General features: G+C 54.0%; 14 protein-coding genes and 1 tRNA gene. 9 read left to right on the plus strand and 6 right to left on the minus strand.

Features of this window, described 5'->3' with window-relative positions; genetic code table 11:
- The first annotated feature begins 21 nt into the window (after positions 1-21).
- Together melA and OSB_RS12565 are read left to right on the plus strand one after the other, a co-directional pair.
- Positions 22-1,338 (plus strand): alpha-glucosidase/alpha-galactosidase, encoded by a 1,317-nt coding sequence (gene melA / locus OSB_RS12560; protein WP_049835321.1) that lies wholly within the window; start codon positions 22-24, stop codon positions 1,336-1,338.
- Positions 1,338-2,402 (plus strand): amidohydrolase family protein, encoded by a 1,065-nt coding sequence (locus OSB_RS12565; protein ID WP_049835322.1) that lies wholly within the window; start codon positions 1,338-1,340, stop codon positions 2,400-2,402. Before melA ends, OSB_RS12565 begins: the two co-directional genes overlap by 1 nt.
- Positions 2,403-3,360: 958 nt before the next feature.
- Here the strand turns inward: OSB_RS12565 and OSB_RS12575 are convergent.
- Positions 3,361-3,437, minus strand: a tRNA-Arg gene (locus OSB_RS12575).
- Between the two features lie 221 nt (positions 3,438-3,658).
- On the opposite strand from OSB_RS12575, the gene OSB_RS12580 reads away from it, so the two are divergent.
- From OSB_RS12580 to OSB_RS12600, 6 genes are all read left to right on the plus strand, one after another.
- Positions 3,659-3,892 carry a hypothetical protein gene (locus tag OSB_RS12580; RefSeq protein ID WP_143831364.1) on the plus strand — a complete coding sequence of 78 codons (234 nt, stop codon included), beginning with the start codon at positions 3,659-3,661 and terminating at the stop codon, positions 3,890-3,892.
- A gap of 3 nt (positions 3,893-3,895) precedes the next feature.
- Positions 3,896-5,188: a mannitol dehydrogenase family protein gene (locus tag OSB_RS12585; RefSeq protein ID WP_049835325.1), complete on the plus strand. Its 1,293-nt coding sequence runs from the start codon at positions 3,896-3,898 to the stop codon at positions 5,186-5,188.
- A gap of 133 nt (positions 5,189-5,321) precedes the next feature.
- Positions 5,322-5,756 (plus strand): TIM-barrel domain-containing protein, encoded by a 435-nt coding sequence (locus tag OSB_RS12590; protein ID WP_234967433.1) that lies wholly within the window; start codon positions 5,322-5,324, stop codon positions 5,754-5,756.
- On the plus strand, positions 5,693-5,830 hold the full coding sequence (locus OSB_RS16870) for a hypothetical protein (RefSeq protein ID WP_234967432.1): 138 nt from the start codon (positions 5,693-5,695) through the stop codon (positions 5,828-5,830). Before OSB_RS12590 ends, OSB_RS16870 begins: the two co-directional genes overlap by 64 nt.
- The gene (locus OSB_RS16750) at positions 5,764-5,985 is read left to right on the plus strand and encodes a hypothetical protein (protein ID WP_049835327.1); all 222 of its coding nucleotides are present in this window, start codon (positions 5,764-5,766) and stop codon (positions 5,983-5,985) included. Before OSB_RS16870 ends, OSB_RS16750 begins: the two co-directional genes overlap by 67 nt.
- 552 nt (positions 5,986-6,537) lie before the next feature.
- Positions 6,538-8,607, plus strand: a complete 2,070-nt coding sequence (locus OSB_RS12600) for a putative bifunctional diguanylate cyclase/phosphodiesterase (protein ID WP_158454122.1) — start codon at positions 6,538-6,540, stop codon at positions 8,605-8,607.
- 60 nt (positions 8,608-8,667) lie between these two features.
- On the opposite strand, the gene OSB_RS12605 is transcribed toward OSB_RS12600, so the two are convergent.
- Together OSB_RS12605 and OSB_RS12610 are read right to left on the minus strand one after the other, a co-directional pair.
- Entirely contained in the window at positions 8,668-8,979 is a 312-nt protein-coding gene (locus tag OSB_RS12605) for an ETC complex I subunit (protein ID WP_049835329.1), read from the minus strand.
- A 76-nt stretch (positions 8,980-9,055) separates the two neighbouring features.
- Positions 9,056-9,892 carry a CE1 family esterase gene (locus OSB_RS12610; RefSeq protein ID WP_049835330.1) on the minus strand — a complete coding sequence of 279 codons (837 nt, stop codon included), beginning with the start codon at positions 9,890-9,892 and terminating at the stop codon, positions 9,056-9,058.
- A gap of 162 nt (positions 9,893-10,054) precedes the next feature.
- Between OSB_RS12610 and uvrB the strand changes: the two genes are divergently transcribed.
- Entirely contained in the window at positions 10,055-12,262 is a 2,208-nt protein-coding gene (uvrB, locus tag OSB_RS12615) for an excinuclease ABC subunit UvrB (RefSeq protein WP_049835331.1), read from the plus strand.
- 91 nt (positions 12,263-12,353) lie between these two features.
- On the opposite strand, the gene OSB_RS12620 is transcribed toward uvrB, so the two are convergent.
- From OSB_RS12620 to OSB_RS12630, 3 genes are all read right to left on the minus strand, one after another.
- Positions 12,354-14,639, minus strand: a complete 2,286-nt coding sequence (locus OSB_RS12620) for a right-handed parallel beta-helix repeat-containing protein (protein ID WP_049835332.1) — start codon at positions 14,637-14,639, stop codon at positions 12,354-12,356.
- A 154-nt stretch (positions 14,640-14,793) separates the two neighbouring features.
- Positions 14,794-15,189, minus strand: a complete 396-nt coding sequence (locus OSB_RS12625; RefSeq protein WP_049835333.1) for a DUF4864 domain-containing protein — start codon at positions 15,187-15,189, stop codon at positions 14,794-14,796.
- Positions 15,190-15,255: 66 nt separating this feature from the next.
- Positions 15,256-16,896, minus strand: a complete 1,641-nt coding sequence (locus OSB_RS12630) for a lysine--tRNA ligase (RefSeq protein ID WP_049836160.1) — start codon at positions 16,894-16,896, stop codon at positions 15,256-15,258.
- Between the last annotated feature and the right edge of the window lie 65 nt (positions 16,897-16,961).

The following is a 16,961-nucleotide window of genomic DNA, read 5'->3' on the forward strand; positions in this document are numbered from 1 at the left end:
GTTTCCAAAGGACCTAACCTTATGACTAAAATTTGCCTCGTCGGCGCTGGCAGCACCGTTTTCGCCCAATCGATCTTGGGTGACGTGCTGTCTATTCCTGCACTTCAACACGCCGAAATTTCACTGTTTGATATTGACGCCGAACGCCTTGAGACTTCGCTAACCGTGACGCGCCGGATTGGAGAAACTCTGGGGATCAAAGACCTGAAGGTTTCAAGCCACCTTGAACGTCGTCCCGCATTGGACGGTGCTGACTTCGTTATTCTGATGATGCAAGTTGGAGGATACAAACCCGCCACCGTCACCGATTTTGAAATCCCCGAAAAATACGGCCTTGGCCAAACGATTGGCGATACCTTGGGTATTGGTGGCATTATGCGCGGCCTGCGCACGATCCCCGTTCTGTTCGACATTTGCGCGGATATGGAGGAACTTTGCCCCGACGCGACGTTGTTGCAATACGTCAATCCGATGGCGATCAACTGTTGGGCGATCAAGGAAAAGTTCCCCAATATCAAGGTCGTGGGCCTGTGCCATTCCGTGCAAGAAACCGCACATGAATTGGCTGGCATGCTGGGAGTTGATCCGCATGCGTTGCATTATCGCTGCGGCGGTATCAACCATGTGGCGTTCTATTCCAAATTTGAATTGGTCCATCCTGATGGCACCCACGAAGACCTTTATCCGCGCCTGAAACAGATGGCGCAGGATCGCACCTACCCTGAATACGACGAGGTGCGGTTCGATATGTTGCGCCGCGTCGGGCATTTCGTCACCGAAAGTTCAATGCACTTTAGCGAATACAGCTCTTGGTACCTCAAGGCCGCGCACCCTGAAATCGTTAAGAAAAATCAACTGCGGATCGGCGAATACCTGTACCGCTGCGAAGAACAGATTGCCGAATGGCGCGAGCTTCAAAAGGAACTTGAGGGCGACGCGCCTTTAGAGGTCGAACGTTCAAACGAATACGCCGCCGGCATTATCGAAGGTATCGTAACTGGCAAACCCCAAACCATCTGGGGCAACGTCCCAAACAACGGTCTGATCCCCGCTCTGCCCGATGATTGCATCGTCGAAGTCCCCTGCCACGTCGATCGCAACGGCATTTCGCCCATGCGCGCCGAACCGATGCCGTCGATGCTGACGTCCATCATGGGCAAGTCCATCGCCGTCCAACGCGAGGTCGTGAACGCCGCTGTTACGGGCAAGAAGGATTCGATTTATCACGCTGCAATGCTTGACCCGCATACGTCGGCGGAACTGACCTTGGATCAATCCTCAGCCATGGTGGATGAATTGCTGGCCGCTCATGACGACTGGCTGCCGCGCTACACCTGATGGAGTTGAAAGACTTCGCACCTCACCCCACGTTGGTGACCCATGAAACATCGATAAGTGGGCCATCACGTCGGTGTATCGATGCGCACAACCATCTGGGCGCGTTTGGCGGTGACTGGGCCGCGCGTCCGGCAGTTGAATTTTTCGATCATATCGACAGCCTTGGCGTCGCACATTATGTCGATCTGGACGGCGGCTGGGGCGAAGACATTCTCGACGATCGGTTGCGACGCTACAAAGCGCTGCGGCCCGATCAATACCGCGTTTATGGCGGCGTCGATTGGGGCCGTTGGGCGGATGATGGGCACAGGTTTGCCGAAAAATCCGCCAAACGACTTGAGGCGCAGGCCGCACGGGGGGCAGAAGGCCTCAAAATCTGGAAACCCTTTGGCTTGCACGTCACTGATGACGCCGGGCAACTGGCGAAAATCGATGATCCACGCCTTGATCCGATATGGGAAACGGCGGGCGCAATTGGCCTTCCTATAATGATCCATATCGCGGATCCCGTCGCATTCTTTGACCCGATAACACCGCACAACGAACGCATCGAAGAACTTGGCCAGAACCCCGACTGGTCTTTTCCACCCGACAGGTTCCCGTCGTTCAGTGATTTGATCGAAGCCTTCGCTAGACTGGTCAAACGCCACCCAAAGACAACGTTCATCGGCGCTCATGTCGGTTGTTACGCCGAAAATCTGCAATGGGTCGGGGCATTGCTGGATGCCTGCCCAAACCTGATGATAGATTTTTCAGCACGCATCGCGGAACTGGGCCGCCAACCTTTTGCGGCCCGAAAGTTTTTCATGGACCACAGTGACCGTATTCTATTCGGAACCGACGCGGGCCCTGATCGCGTCACCTACGCCATCTATGCGCGGTTCCTTGAAACGTCGGACGAATATTTCAGCTACAGTCCGGACAAAATCCCGGGTTCGGGGCGCTGGAATATCTATGGGTTGAATTTGCCCGCACCGGTTCTGGACAAGGTGTATTATGAGAATGCAGCCACATTATTTGGCCTCAATGACAGTATTTCAACCAGTGCTTTGCATCGAGGATAGCCTTGCAGACTACGGTTAAATAAAAAGCAGACCTGAGGACATGAAGGCAACTTTGCCTGCGTTGTGTGAATACGCCGAACATCTGAATTTGCGGTTGGGGCGAATGGCAGCAATGCGGGCTGCTATCGCAGCATAGCCGAGGGTCGAGCAATGTCTCCTTTGGGCCGTGGTTTCAGGCTCAGTTTTGTCTGTTTCCCGAAACCGGACTTTGGCCACGATGCAGCAAAACGGCAAAGAGGGCTCAAAGCCGACTTTCGCTGCAGATCGCACGAACGTCCGCTTTTTCACATCAGCAGCAAAACGGCCCCGCCTCAAGGCACCTGCACTGATCGCAGACCTTACGCTTGACGCGCCCTCATCTGCTCGACATGTTCTGGCTATGTCACAAGCAGAACGCCTCATACACACGACCAACTAACCGCTCCTTCATCGGGGAAACCGTTAACCACCGACAGCTCATATATTTCTGCCGCAGCATTCAGTCGCCAAGTCGGCATTAGAGAATCTGGGTGGTTTGAAAAACTATTTTCCGCAGGTCATGCAAGCGCCACGCGCAGACCTCATCCGACACTTGGCGGAGACCGGATTTACCTATCCGAGCAAGACATTGAAGCATTTCATCTACAGTTCCTCACATCGACGACGATGGTTTTGGAGTTTACCGAGGCCCGGCAGACCGTAATTGCTAAATTGACGGCAGCTGGGGTGAAACCATTCGGCCCAAATGGTGAGACCTATGGCCCACTATACTTGCGCAAAGACGTCGAAGCGGTTCTGGGCTGACGATCTCAGCGTCGCTCGGAGCTGGCGTTGTCGCGGCTATGAGGCGTTTGGGCACACAAAACCTATAGTGCAAAATGCGGTTCAAAAACGAAGGCCCTTATTTATATGGCCTGAGCAACCTATTGCCTTTTTTGCGCATGCTTATGCTTTTTCTGGCAACAACAATCGGAAAATCTGGCGATCCCGGGAGGACTCGAACCCCCAACATCCTCATTAGAAGTGAGGTGCTCTATCCAGTTGAGCTACGGGACCGCTCTCGCCCTTCTAGCGGGCAGCTGGGCCAAACTTCAAGCGTCGCGTTATAAAATACGCCGCTAGGTCTTTAACGCGGCCATGACACCCCTAAGTTCTGCAAGCAGCGCGCCTATAGTTGCGACCATATCCGTGTCACCGGCAAGTTGTTCGGATTCATGGAAACTTGCGTGGGGTCCTTCTGCGGGGCCAAGACGCAACGTATTGCGAAGATGAGCAAAATGAACGACAATGTTGTTGAAACCGCTGGCTACTATAATCTTGCAGGTTTCAACGACGACACCCGCGCCTTCCTATCGCTACCGGCGCGGCAAGAACTGTGGCGGCGTGGTGTCGCCTTGCACCTCGGAGATGAAATCGACCGTGGTATCCTCACAAGAAACGAGGCGGAGGGCGTGGCCAAATGGCTGGTCCACGATGCTGCCGTGGGTTCCTACAGACTAAAGAAAGTATAGATTATGCCCCGCTTAATTCATCTTGGACTTGGTAATTTCCATCGGGCGCATCAAGCGTGGTACACAGCCCAAGCCGGCGAAGACTGGCGAATTACTGGTGTGGTGATGCGCAACGCCGCGCTTTTTGACGCGCTGCAAAGCGGCAACGGGTACGCCTTGGGCATCCGTTCCAGCGACGGATTGCGCACCGAACAGATCACCCTGCATGACAAAGTGCTTCTGGCCAGTCGCGACCCTGCGGCGGTCATCGATGCTTTTGCCGACCCGGACCTTATGGCCGTCACGCTTACGATAACTGAAAAAGGCTACTGTCTAGATCCGGCGACCGGCCAGCTGGATTTGGATAACCCTGTTATCAAAGCCGACCTTGCAGGGCAGCCGACCAGCGCGATTGGCCTTTTGGCGCTTGGCCTTGCACGGCGGATGGAAGCTGGCCTTGACCCGTTGACTGTTCTGAGCTGTGACAACCTATCGGGAAATGGCCACAAACTTGGCGCAGCGATTTCCGATTTTTCAAAGGCTGCGCAGCTTCAAATCGATCCAGGAACGTGTTTTCCAGACACTATGGTCGACCGCATCACCCCAGCCACAACCGAAACCCTTAGCAACGAGATAGCGGCGTCAGCCGGCCAACCCGCCGTGATGCCAGTCATGACCGAAGCCTTCACTGAATGGGTCATCGAAGACAATTTCGCCGCATCGCGCCCGGCATGGGAATTGGCCGGCGCTGAACTTGTGCCCGACGTCGCACCTTACGAGAAACGCAAACTTCGGCTTCTCAATGCGTCCCATTCTTGGCTGGCCTACGCGGGTTTGCTTTCTGGCCACCGGTATGTCCACGAAGCGATGGCAGACGCAGACCTACGTGCAAGCGTTGAACGTCTTTGGGACGAAGCCGTCGAGACACTACCCGATAGCGTGAAAGACACCGCCCCCGCCTATCGCGCCGCACTGCTTGACCGCTTTGCCGTGACCGAAATGCGCCACGAGCTGATCCAGATCGCAACCGACGGCAGCTTAAAAATGCGCGAACGGATCGTCCCGCTTCTGGTCAACGGTCGCGATGCCCCGCAAGCCTTTGACGCGGTGGCGGCATGGATCGCGTTCGCCCTGCGAACACATCAGCGTGGCGAAACACTGTCTGACCCAAACAGCGCAAGGATTACCGAAATGATCGACGCCGCGCGCGACAATCGACTTGCCATTGCACAACTGGCCGATCTTATCGGCATCTCTGATCTTAAGCCGACCCAGCTAGACACCCTTGCTGCGCGTGTCGAAGCGTTGGGTGCTTAACACAAAAGAACATAGCGAATGAAGACGCTGAAATCCTGGACGCTGGGGCATTAGTTGCCCAATGGCGTTGAGTTGGACGTCGAAGGTCGCCACATTTTGCGTATTGTGGCTCTCGAAGGTCGAGCTTTTTCGCGTGTCCCTCAAGATCTCACAACACGAAATCCCCTGCGATAGTTTTCAGCTATCTTCCGGTTACACCTCGATCGGCACCAAGCGGCATGTGTTTAACTGGAACCAAGACAAAGTACCTGACATTATGGCGCTGGCCGGGAAATTCCACGACGCACAAGTTCATTTGGTTGCGAATATCAAACCCTGCCTGCTGCACGATCATTCCCGAATTTATGAAGCCGTGACCGCCGGACTGTTAATCAAAGAAAGCGAAACAGGCGCGCTGGAACAGTCGACTTTCTGGGACGATACTGGATCGCATCTGGGCTTCACAAACGCCGACACAATGGATTTTCTGGCCCAAGCCCCGATCCCGAGCTCTTCGTGCGTTGGGTGCAAAACGGGATTTTCCATCCGGGGTTCACCATCCATTCACGGAACGATGACGCGACCGTGAACAATACATGGATGTACCCGCAGATGACGGGGAAAGTGTTGATGCACCATTTTCGCTTTTGCAATTCGCGTTGACCAGCGGCGACGACGATCTTCAACTTGACTGGCAGCAACTCGCAAGCCCGCTCAGCGTTCAAAATAGTGCGGCCGTAATCTTGCCGGACGGCGAAAACCGCCCCTTGACGGTGCGCAACACGCAGGCGTCAAATGGGTCCCTGATTTCGTTCTAATCCCTGTGACAATCGCACACGCGGAATGTCGCCCTTTGGCGGGCAGGCTTTGACTGGCATGATTTTTCGGTCAATCCTGCCAAAAATGTTGCAATAACCACCCGACGTCTTGGCCCCCCGCATGAAAAACACGTTAAACGCGGCGCACGTTCTGCCGTTCATTCCATATACTTCAGATGACGGAATTGCACGATGATCCGTGGGCTCATGAGCAAACGGGAAACACGCAAGAAAATCGCAATCGTTAACCTATTGAGAGGCCAAATCGAGTAAAGAAAGAAACTGTCTCGTTGTGCAAAATGGATTGTTAACCCCATGAAACCAAAACTGGCTGAGGTTAAAGACGTCGCTCCAGACGAAGAACATATCCTTGAACGCATTCGCGGTTTTAATGCGTCGTTGGACCGTCTTATGAGACTTTATACAGGGAATTCCGTTAGTTATGCGGATTTTTCGGCGATCGTCACTGAAGAAGCCGGTGACCAACTGGGGGTCGCGCGCGTTAGCGCTTGGTCGCTGTCCGATAACCACGACGAAATCGAATGTGTGGATTTGTATCTTGCTGAGGATCAGAAACATCAATCCGGTACGATACTGAAAGAAAAGGACTTCCCGCGATATTTCGACGCTTTTCTTAAGGAAAGGGTCATTGCAGCGGACGATGCGCGCGTAGACCTGCGTACGTCTGAGTTCGCGGATGTTTACCTTAAACCAAATCGCATCATTTCCATGCTAGACGCTCAGATCAGGTCTGCTGCAGGCCCCAAAGGGGTCGTTTGCATCGAGACCGTCGACATATTCCGTGAGTGGTCCCCGGACGAAGTCGCCTATGCCGCATCAGTCGCTGAACTGATCGGCTTTTTCATGGACCGTGAGGAGCGTCTACAAATTCATACCCAACTTGAGGAAGTCAACGAACGGTATGACCTTGCGATGGATGCGGCAGTTGATGGGATTTGGGATTTCGACTTGGTTAACGGTTTGGTGTTTTTCTCGACGCAGAATTTCAAGCTCTTGGGGGAAAGTTACGACGTTGCGCCAGATCAGTTCTCTTGGTGGGAAGAAAGGGTTCATCCAGACGACGTTAAGAAAACTCGTGACGCGTTCGATGAGCACATCCGACTCAGTTTGCCGTTTAACGAAACCTATCGCATGAAACATAGCGATGGTTCGTGGCGGTGGTGGCGATCACGAGGACAGGTAATGCGTTCGGCGTCCGGAAAAGCTGTTCGCGTCGTTGGTACAAGTTCAGACGTCACAGACTTCATCAACATGCAGACCGAGCTGGAGCAGCGAAATCAGCAGCTGGTTTTAGCAAATCGTAAGGTTGAGGATAGCGCTCTACGGGATGCCCTGACCGGCCTGCCAAACCGAAGGCACTTTGAGCGGGTATGCAAAGAATTTCACACAAATGAATTTGAAGATGAACGTTATGTGTCGATTCTACATATCGATCTGGATTACTTTAAAGACGTAAACGACAAGTTTGGCCACGCGATTGGCGACGCAGCCCTTATCAGCGTTGCCAGACACTTGAACGCACTTAAGCACCGAGACGAATTTGTAGCCCGTTTGGGCGGTGATGAATTCGTGGCAATACTGGATGATGGACAAGAGGGAACCCGCGCCCACGCATTCTGCATAGAGCTAAACAAACGGCTTGCGACTCCAATGGAGATCGATGGACACGGAATCTCAATCTCTGCCAGCGTCGGCATCGCTGGTTGTTTAAGCAAGCTGGCCGATATTTGGGGCGGGTTAGGCGACGCCGACCTTGCGCTCTATGAAGCGAAACGTTCGGGACGACAAACCAGCTGTATGTTTGACCCCAAGCTGCGCCAAAAGGCTAAACATAATCGCGACATGAAAGAGCAGCTAAGTCAGGCGTTGTCCGAGAGTGGGCAGATCGTTCCATACTTCCAAGCCCAATTTGACGCGAAGACCTCGGAACTCGTTGGGTTGGAGGTGCTCGCACGTTGGAAACACCCTGAACACGGCCTCCTCTTACCTGCCGACTTCCTCAAGTTTGCGGAGGAAATGAACTGTGTCGCCGAACTCGACCGACAAATTCTGAACGAGGCGATCAGGTGCCTTCAAAACTGGCGCCGCGACGGGTTTGTTGCGCCACGATTGTCAGTGAATATTTCCGGCCAACGATTGGTCGATCCGCAAATCATAGAATGTGTTGAAGCATTAGGTGATGATGCAAAATACTTGTCGTTCGAGCTTCTCGAAACTGTGTTTTTAGACGTCACAAATGATCAAGTTTCACAATCGCTATATCGGCTTAAGCAACTTGGAGTGGAGTTCGAAATAGACGATTTCGGCAGCGGCTACGCATCAATTCTGGGTCTGGTAAATGTCCGTCCCAAAAGGCTGAAGATTGACCGTTCCTTGACGCTTAATGTGCATGAAGACCCCGCGATGATTAGTCTCGTGAAGTCGATTGTGGACATTGCACGCGCCCTAAAAATCGAGGTTGTCGCCGAGGGTGTTGAAAATCAGGAGCAGGCAGAAACGCTCGCAGCACTCGGATGCGACATCCTTCAGGGTTTTCACCTCGCAAAACCCACATCACATGCAGGAATAATTGAGCAAAAGTATAAACTAATGAAGCGATAGGTGGCGCAATTCAAACTAAACTGTTTTGACGTAAAACCAGTTTGGAAACGCCCGCAGTACTTAGTGCGTCCATGCACCGCGACGGTTCGTTGCGAAGTTTTCCGCATAGCCATTGGCGCGAATGTTTGCGCGACGTTTCTTCGGTTCTTGCAAGGATGCGTCAATTCCATTGGCTGCAGCATATTCAACTGCGGCCTCTTTGGTATCGAACGACATCTTAACTTGTGTCTGCGTGTCAGATGACGATGTCCAACCCATCAACGGATCAACATCGCGTGCAGACGTTTGTGCAAATTCCAAAACCCAATGCTTGGTCTTCGCAGTGCCTGACGACATAGCGGTTCGAGCTGGCTGATAAATACGTGCGCGCATGATGGGCTCCTACTGGCTTGGCCCGTATATCGGGGATTCCCCAACTTCGCGCAAGTCTTTGAGCGTTCAAATACGCCTAAAGCTGTCCGAAGAACTGCCAAATCGCCGATGATGCGTCTAGCTCTTGGGTTGCAGGGCCCAAAAGACGGGTTGCTCGGGCTCTTTGCCGAGGCCAACCGTGGCCGTGCCCTTCAATTAATAGGTAGCGCAACGCTGCTGTGCACCCAGCATAGTCAATAACCTGCACAGCGGTCCCATCATTTTGCGTATCAATTGTTTGCACCACACGCGATGCACCACAACGGTTGCGCTGTTGCCACGTTGCCATTCCGTCGGCTGCGGACATCGTCGCCCCTAGCCGTGCACCACCTGGGCGGCCCACATGTGGCGCAATTGGATCAAGTGTCCCATGAATGAAGATCGCAGGGACTGGCAGGCCTTGCGGGCAAGTATAGGCACTTGGGACCTTGGTCGCGACCACAGCAATGCCTGCCAATAGGTTTGGGCGATCACAGGCCAACCGCATCGCCATTCCGCCGCCATTTGAATGGCCTACGGCATAGACTTGCGAAAGATCGGCCCGCCCGTCGCTTACAAAGGACGAAACCAGCTGTGTCAGAAAACCGACATCATATGTTTCATTGGCCGGGCTCCGACCATCATTCCAACGTCGACGAAGACCGCTTGGGTAAACCACCACAAGGCCATTTGCGCGAGCTACGCGATCAAACCCGCTGCTGCGCCTGATTTCTTCGGGGGTCCCCAGAAATCCGTGCATGACGATAACCAAAGGCGCCCGTGCGCCGCGATCATGCCGTGCGTCCGTGATGACAACGTCGCGACCGAACAGTTGTTCAGCCGCCAACTGCGTCCCCAACAAACAGGTTATAACCGCCAACACCAAAAACCGCATAACAGGCTCTCTCTAATTTACTCACCCCGAGCCTTGCGCGATACCAACTTCTAGTCAAATACGGAAAACCAGAACCAGCGACACCCTGCTGACATACTGCTGTCAGCATCCCCTCTTGAAGCTGCGCGGATCGATGTCACATTAGAGCGGACAGGAGCGCCCATGCCTTACGCCCAGACCGATAAATCCGAAGCCGAACAATTCCTCGCCAACCCAGCGCCGGACGTGAAAACCCGTGAAAAACTGGAAGGTGGGCGCGCGCTTAAGCTGGTGACCGAATTTGATCCTGCCGGTGACCAGCCAACCGCCATCAAAGAGCTGTGTGAAGGTATCAACGCGGGCGAGCGCGACCAAGTTTTGCTTGGGGCGACGGGGACCGGTAAAACCTTCACGATGGCCAAAATGATTGAGGAAACGCAGCGCCCTGCGATTATTCTCGCGCCAAACAAAACCCTAGCCGCCCAGCTTTACGGCGAATTCAAAGGCTTCTTTCCAGAGGCCGCGGTCGAATACTTCGTGTCGTTCTATGATTACTACCAACCCGAAGCCTACGTTGCGCGGTCTGACACGTTCATCGAAAAAGAATCCCAGATCAACGAACAGATCGACCGGATGCGCCACTCGGCCACCCGTGCGCTGTTGGAACGCGATGACGTGATCATCGTGGCGTCCGTGTCGTGCATTTACGGCATCGGATCCGTGGAAACCTACGGTGCGATGACCCAAGATTTGCACGTTGGCGAAAACTACGATCAACGCGGCATCATGGCGGACCTGATCGCGCAAGCCTACAAACGTAACGACCAAGCATTCCAACGCGGCACGTTCCGCGTGCGTGGCGATACGCTGGAAGTCTGGCCTGCCCACCTTGATGATCGTGCATGGAAACTCAGCTTCTTTGGCGAAGAGCTTGAGAACATCACCGAGTTTGACCCCCTCACAGGTGAAAAAACCGACACCTTCGAAAAGGTCCGCATCTACGCGAATTCCCACTACGTCACGCCGAAACCTACGATGAAACAGGCCATCGTCGGTATCAAAAAAGAACTGCGCCAGCGGTTGGATCAACTGGTTGGTGAGGGGAAGTTGCTCGAAGCGCAACGCCTTGAGCAGCGCTGCAATTTCGACCTTGAGATGCTTGAAGCCACAGGCGTGTGCAACGGTATCGAAAACTATTCCCGCTACCTGACGGGCCGCGCCCCCGGTGAGCCGCCCCCCACCCTGTTCGAGTTCATCCCCGACAACGCGATCGTATTCGCCGATGAATCCCACGTCTCGGTGCCGCAAATCGGCGGCATGTATAAGGGTGACTTCCGCCGCAAGATGACACTGGCTGAACACGGTTTTCGCCTGCCGTCTTGTATGGATAACCGCCCGCTGAAGTTTGAGGAATGGGACGCCATGCGCCCGCAGTCTGTGTTCGTATCTGCGACTCCAGCATCGTGGGAAATGGAGCAGACGGGTGGTGTGTTCACCGAACAAATCATCCGACCAACTGGCCTCCTCGACCCCATGATCGAAATCCGCCCCGTGGACACCCAAGTCGATGATGTCATGGATGAAATCCGCAAGGTAAATGCCTTGGGAATGCGCACCTTGGTCACCACATTGACCAAACGGATGGCCGAAGATCTGACCGAATATCTGCACGAGAACGGCATCAAAGTGCGCTACATGCACTCTGACATCGACACGATTGAACGCATCGAAATCCTGCGCGATCTACGGCTCGGGGCGTTTGATGTGCTGATCGGGATCAACCTGTTGCGTGAAGGTTTGGACATTCCCGAATGTGGGCTGGTCGCCATTTTGGATGCCGACAAAGAAGGCTTCTTGCGGTCCGAAACTTCCCTGATCCAAACCATCGGCCGCGCCGCGCGCAACGCCGAAGGCCGCGTTATCATGTACGCGGATCGCATCACCGGCAGCATGGAACGCGCGATGGGGGAAACCGACCGCCGCCGTGCCAAACAGATCGCCTATAACGAAGAGCATGGCATTACCCCGCAGACAGTGAAGAAAAACGTCGAGGATATTCTGGCCGGCCTCTACAAAGGCGACGTCGACATGAACCGCGTCACAGCCACAATCGACGCCCCAGCAGGCGCGAACCTGCAAGCCGTATTGGAAGGCCTGCGCACCGATATGCGCAAGGCGGCTGAGAACCTTGAGTTTGAAGAAGCCGCAAGACTGCGCGACGAGGTGAAACGATTAGAAACCGTCGACTTGGTCGTCTCCGACGACCCACTCGCGCGCCAGTACCAAGTGGATAAAGCTGTGGCAGACAGCAAGAAAAGCGCGGGTCGCTCACAGGCCGGCAGACCCGGCCAACGCGGTGGGATCAAGCCGAGGAAGAAGAGGGGCGGGTAGTTCGTTCAGTCATAGCTATCGATAGGCGTCGCCCAATGGTGGTTATGTAAAGGACAGGGGCACCCTCAACAGATGCCCCTTCCAAAACCTTCTAAGACGGATCATCCATTCGCACGGAATAGCGGATTTCCCCTTTCACGGGTTCCGGCCAAATGATGTGGAACTCATCCTCATCCGCCCCCTGTTCAGGAACCGCATAGGGCTGGACGAACACGGCACTATTCGACCCGTTCTTGATCGCATTGATCGGAACCAGCGTGTCAATGTGGCGTGCGGGCCCTCCGAACGGCAGGTTTTTCTCGGTGTCCACAACCCATGTCGCATCAACCGAGCTTTCCGTGTGCACCTCAAGGTGGGGATTGCGCGTCGTCTGATCGACACCGTGAAACGAGTTCCCTTCAAAAACGATGTCGCGCATGCGTGAGTAATCGAGGCCAGCATAGGTGGTATCGACCGTTTCGACCCGTTCAATGCTGCCGTTGTACGTTCGGAAAATATTCCCTTGGACGTTTAGCCCGTTAATGAACATGCCCGTTCCATAGGGCTTTACCACGATCCAACGGGTCGATGGTTGACCATCAATGCTAAGAAAAACGTTGCCTGTAATCGACAGCGCGCCAAATGAATAGCCCGGCACATCCGGTTCGGCGTCATGCTCGTTCGTCCACTCGATGAAACAGTTATCAATGTAGTTTCCGGAAATCGTAGACGCGCAATTTGGCGTCGTGAGGACAAGCCCCGCAACGCGTACGCCGTCGGCTTCTTCGTCCCCATTGAAAAAGTGATTGTTGGCAATAATCGCCTGGCCACCATGAATTACCCCGAAATGCCGGAAATGCGATGCGCGACAGTTGCGGATTTTTACGTCGTTGGCATTGGTATTGAAGCATTGCGATACGCGTAGATGTGAGGGGGTCGGAGACTCATCGGATTCAAAATTGCAGCGGTCAATGATCATGCCCTGACAGCCCCCACCAATCGACGTAATTCCGCGGTCTTTCGGACGGATGAACTGACAATCATGCATTTGAAACAAGACACCCAAAGGTGCCAACATCACTGCGCTACATTCGCCATTACAACGCAACTCAACCCTGTCCAAAATCAAATCGGAGTGCTTTGTGAATCCGCTGAAATCAAGCAGATACTTGAACCGCGTGAAGGTGAATTCCTGCGTGCCTTCTGCGTCAAACAGCTCTTGGCTGAGCGTGATCGTGGACGCCGCGACATCGACCTCACGCACATAAACCTCACGGCCCACACCGTTGCCCGTCACCAATGACCCAACTTGAATGCTGCCAATGTCGGCAACATTGCTTAGTTCTTTGGGATCTGCCGCGTTATAGGTCGCCTGCGCAAGAACGGCGTCATCATCCCATGCCGGTCCAGCGATCGCCTGAAATTGCCCATTATGGATAACGCGGCGCGTTTCAAATTGCGTACGGTTGTTGACTGCCGCCTGCATATCAATCGGCGCGGTCAGCGAAATACGCCGCCCGCCCAAATCCAGTGATTCATGATCAGAAAAGTTCAACAGCGCCTGAAACGCCTTTTTAAACGCCAACTCTTCATCGCCAAAAGCGTCCACATAAGTGGGGTAGTCAAAGTTCTTCTGGAAAATCAATCGATGCTCTTCGGCCATTGTAACCGTGCCTTCAAAACGCACCTGATTAACGAAGGTAACTGAATCTCCTAGAAAATAGGTCCCCGCTGTGATCAGAACTTCGCGCCCATCGGCATCATTGTCTGCCGCTTCAAACGCAGCGGAGTCGTCCGTCACACCATCGCCCAATGCGCCGTAGTCACGTACATCCACGATCCCAAGCATATCGCGCAAAAACGCGCCTGTGATATCCTCAATTTCAATATCATCGACACGCACAACGCCGCCGTTCGCACCCGTAAAGTCCAGCCCGATGTGTCCGTAATCCGCGTCTGCCCAGACCATATCAACGCCGGTTCGCGCGCCAGTTCCGATGATCGCTGAAATCTCAACGACGTCGCCGTAACCCGTCAGCGAAACCGATGATCCCGTTTCGACAACACCGCTCAAGTGGCTGCCACCGGCTTGTCCCGCCCAACCCGCGATGCGCACGTCAGGCAAGGCACCAGAAACACACTTCACCCGCGCAGTTACACGCAGATAGCATCCCGGCTGAACGCTGGTCTCGCCCATGTAGCGCAGCTTTGCCACGCTATCGGTTTTGATAAATTCAAGGCATCCGTCAAAATGTTGATCAGCAGGAACAAACGCCCCATTCCCTGATTGTTCGTAGGTGTCTGATCCTGGGGTCCCGTCCCCGCTTGACCAAACATCCAAACCATCTGCAAACGGTGTCGGCATCAGGACAAGCCCGTCGGTAATTACCTTGTTCATATGAAACCCCTCAATGGGGGCAGCCACCCTGCCCCGTAAAAATCCAGATCCCGTGCGAAAATGCGCTCGGGTCATCGGGGGATAGAGTTAGGGCGAAGGGGTAAACGGCCTCTGACAGCACCGTGACGGTGACGCAGCGCATAGCGCAACGGTTTTAGGAAACGATCTCCGGCGCTGGGATCACATACACGCCGTTGATCTGCCAGCCCTCCGGTGTCTCAATCATCTGATAATCAAGAATATAGAACACTCCATCTGGCCCCTGAATTTGGACTTCCTGACGGGTCAGATTTTCAAGCTCGTTGCGATCCAGAAACCGCACATCCGTGTTGTCCCAGACCATCGGATACCCGTTTTCCACCATTCGGGCGAAGTTTTCAGGCGTGCCAAACGTGCCCTTGATGAAGGGGCTGGCATGTTCCCATGCACCCGCAATATCCCGATCATTAAAGGATTGTAGTTGGTTGCGGATAACGTCTTCGATGCTGGTGTCTTGCGCCAGCGAAGGGGCAGGCAAACACAATGCAACTAGAATAAGAAGGTGTTTCACGGCGGGTCTCCTTGTGCGTATCCTACCTCAGATACGCACAAAGGCCCATTTCGGTTTCAAATTGGCTTAAGAAACCAACTCGCCAGCCAAACCACTTTCGATCAACGCAATGCTTTCTTCGACGCCGTAAAGCGCGATGAACCCGCCAAAACGTGGCCCTTGTTTCGCACCAAGCAGCACTTCGTACAGGCAAGAGAACCAAGCGCGCAGCGGGTCAAACCCATGCACTTTGCCAACCGCAAACACGATCGACTGCAAGAACTCGTCGTTGGTCCAGTTCACCTCTGGCAGCGGCGTGTCCTTACCCTCTTGCGCGTTCTTTTGCGCAATAACGGTCAACGCCGCCTCTTCGGATTTCAACGCAGTCACCAACGCCTCAAGCGCACCGCGTTCCTGATCGTCTGGCAGACGGAACACTTTGCCCGGCTCAACGAAGTCTTTGTAGTAACGCACCGCGAAACCAGCCGCGGCGTCCAGATCAGGATTCGTCTTAGGGGATGCATCAGGCGCATAACGCTGGATGAACGCCCATAGCTTGTCCTTGTCACTGGCCTGCGAAACAGACGCGAGGTTAAGCAACATGGAAAACGGCACTACCATCGTCGACGTCGGAACGTTCTCACCGTGGATGTGGAAGACAGGGTTGTTCAACTTACCCGCATCGTCTTGCGTTGGATAAGCACGCAGCTGCTGGTGATACTCGTCAACGGCCTTCGGGATCACATCGAAGTGCATCCGCTTGGCTGTCTTCGGCTTCAGGTACATGAAGTACGACAGGGATTCAGTGCTGGCATAGGTCAGCCACTCATCAATGCTGACCCCGTTTCCGGACGTTTTGGAAATCTTGTGACCTTGGTCATCCAAGAACAACTCATAGCTGAAATGCTCAGGCTTCTTGCCACCCAAAATCTCGCAGATACGGTCATAGATCGGCGTGTTGGTAGAGTGATCCTTGCCATACATCTCAAAGTCCACGTCAAGGCTTGCCCAGCGCGCACCAAAATCCGGTTTCCACTGCAATTTTACATTGCCACCCGTCACAGGAACCGTGAATTCCTTGCCGGTTTCGTCGTCAAACGTCACGGTGCCGGCTTTGGCATCCACGGATTTCATCGGAACATACATTACGCGGCCAGACTCAGGGTGCATCGGCAAAAAGATCGAATAGGTCTCGCGACGCTCTTCGCGCAGGGATTTCAGCATAACCGCCATCACGTCATCGTAGCGTTCAAGCGCACGCAACAGCACGGCGTCAAACTTGCCGGACTCGTAGTATTCCTTGCCAGAGATGAACTCGTACTCAAACCCGAACGTATCCAGGAAGCGGCGCAACATCGCGTTGTTGTGGTGGCCAAAGCTTTCATACTTATCAAACGGATCCGGAACGGCTGTCAGCGGCATCTGCATATACTGCTCAAGGCGCTCTGGGTTTGGCACGTTGCTCGGCACCTTACGCATGCCATCCAGATCGTCGGAAAAACAAACCAGACGCGTCGGAATGTCCGAAATCACTTCAAACGCACGGCGCACCATTGTGGTGCGGCTCACCTCACCGAATGTCCCGATATGGGGCAGACCTGATGGGCCGTAACCCGTTTCAAACAAAACATGGTCCTTGCCGGATTTTTCAATCCGTTTGAGCAGCGTGCGTGCCTCTACAAAGGGCCAAGCTTTGGACGTCATGCCCGCATCGCGCAAATTGCTCATGGTTTCTCTCATATTTTGGGACGCACCGGAGTGGTGCGACATGTCGCGCGTCCTATTGCAGCGCA

Origin of the sequence: Octadecabacter temperatus, assembly GCF_001187845.1 — a bacterium.
Taxonomy (GTDB): domain Bacteria; phylum Pseudomonadota; class Alphaproteobacteria; order Rhodobacterales; family Rhodobacteraceae; genus Octadecabacter; species Octadecabacter temperatus.